This is a genomic window from Leisingera sp. F5 (genome assembly GCF_001593695.1).
The window spans coordinates 1-1,548 of the sequence record NZ_LUKH01000859.1 but is presented as its reverse complement, the minus strand read 5'-3'; the positions used below and the strand labels follow the sequence as shown (position 1 = coordinate 1,548).

Sequence of the window (1,548 nt, the reverse complement as noted above, 5' to 3'; positions counted from 1 at the left end):
TCGATCATGCCGGGCAAAGTGAACCCGACCCAGGCAGAGGCACTGACCCAGGTGGCCGCCCATGTGATGGGCAATGACGCCGCGATCAAATTCGCAGGTTCGCAAGGCCATTTCGAACTGAACGTCTACAACCCGATGATGTCCTACAATCTGCTGCAATCAATCCAGCTCTTGGGCGATGCCGCGGACAGCTTCACCGAGCGGATGCTGAACGGCATTGAAGCCAACGAGCCTCGTATCGATAAGCTGATGAAAGAATCGCTGATGCTGGTCACAGCACTTGCACCGACCATTGGTTACGACAATGCCACCAAGGTCGCAAAAACCGCGCATAAGAACGGCACCACTCTGAAGGAAGAGGCGGTTGCACTGGGCTTTGTCGACGAGGCCACATTCGACGCCGCCGTCCGCCCCGAGCAGATGATCGGGCCTAAGGACTGATGGTCGGCTCCGGTTCAGGCCCGGTCAATCTGAACCGGTACAGAAAGGAAAAAGCGCGGGCCGGGAAAAAGGCCCGCGCTGACCAGAACGCCGTGACATTCGGGCGGACCAAGGCGGAAAAGGAATTGGACAAGGCGCGCAAAGTGCAAGACGTCCGGCGCCTGGACGACCATAAGCGCGACGAATGAACAGCCGACCCAAGAAGCACTCACTGACCTTGCGCGGGCACCGGACCTCGGTGTCGCTGGAGGATGACTTCTGGGATGCCTTCCGCGAGATTGCCGCGCAGGACGGCCGTGCAATCAATGATTTGGCTGCCGGAATTGATGAAGCCCGCGGCGAGGATTGCGGATTGGCCTCAGCGATCAGGCTGTTTGTGCTGCACCGGTTAAGGGCACGTTAACCACGGTTTGGCATCGTGCTGCTATGCCTGTGCCTGTCCCTCTCACCGCTGATGCCTGGATACAGCAGATTTTCCGGTCCCAGGCTGCTGCAAAAGGCGGTGTTGTCCGCCGCCAGAAGCGCGATATTGAACGGCTGCTTGGCTGGGACCGCTTTCACTATGAACTTAAGCGCCGTGGATTTCGAGCCGTCGAAAACGCCGGTCAGGTTGTCATCTTCTGCAATCAGGACGCCGTGCGCATCATCCAGTGATGCAAATTTCTTCGAAGAAATTTGCCAAGAAAATTCAATTTTCTTGGCTAACGCCGCGACAGCTGCAGCCAGATCCCATTCTTCGACCGCACCGTAAGATGCGCCACGGGCACCGGCACCTGCGCCGCAACCGGAGCTACGCGGAACGCGCGCAGGATCATCGACAGGATCAACGGTCCTTCCACCATGGCGAACCCAGCGCCTGTACAGACACGTGCCCCCGCCGAGAAAGGGATATACGCGTCCCGCTGGCACTGCTTGCCGTTCTCTGTTTGCCAGCGGGAAGGGTCAAACCCATCCGGGTTCTCCCACAGCCGCTCATGCCGGTGCAGATGCCAGGGACTGAGCACCATCTGCGCGCCCTTTGGCACTTCGCGGTTTCGGAACTGCTCCGGACAGGCTGCCTCGCGCACCATCATCGGCACCGGCGGATACAGCCGCAGGGTTTCGCGG

The 1,548-nt window shown here is 59.4% G+C and carries 4 protein-coding genes; 3 read left to right on the top strand and 1 reads right to left on the bottom strand.

The annotated features are described in order from the left end of the window. From A2I95_RS36820 to A2I95_RS36810, 3 genes are all read left to right on the top strand, one after another. A partial coding sequence (locus A2I95_RS36820; RefSeq protein ID WP_291737432.1) for a lyase family protein occupies positions 1 to 441 on the top strand: 441 nt, incomplete at its 5' end. Beyond that, a complete protein-coding gene (locus A2I95_RS36815; RefSeq protein ID WP_291737431.1) occupies positions 441 to 629 on the top strand; it encodes a DUF4169 family protein in 189 nt (62 codons plus the stop codon). The genes A2I95_RS36820 and A2I95_RS36815, both read left to right, overlap by 1 nt. Continuing rightward, positions 626 to 844 (top strand): ribbon-helix-helix domain-containing protein, encoded by a 219-nt coding sequence (locus A2I95_RS36810; protein WP_129371131.1) that lies wholly within the window; start codon positions 626 to 628, stop codon positions 842 to 844. The genes A2I95_RS36815 and A2I95_RS36810 overlap by 4 nt, the downstream gene beginning before the upstream one ends. Positions 845 to 1,142: 298 nt before the next feature. Here A2I95_RS36810 and A2I95_RS36800 read toward each other — a convergent pair. Further along, on the bottom strand, positions 1,143 to 1,548 hold a 406-nt coding region (locus A2I95_RS36800; RefSeq protein ID WP_291737429.1), incomplete at its 5' end, for a cytochrome P450.

What these genes read in the sequence shown, in the direction of transcription:
- A2I95_RS36815 (WP_291737431.1), top strand. Translation starts at nt 441, where the DNA reads ATGGTCGGCTCCGGTTCAGGCCCGGTCAATCTGAACCGGTACAGAAAG.
- A2I95_RS36810 (WP_129371131.1), top strand. Translation starts at nt 626, where the DNA reads ATGAACAGCCGACCCAAGAAGCACTCACTGACCTTGCGCGGGCACCGG.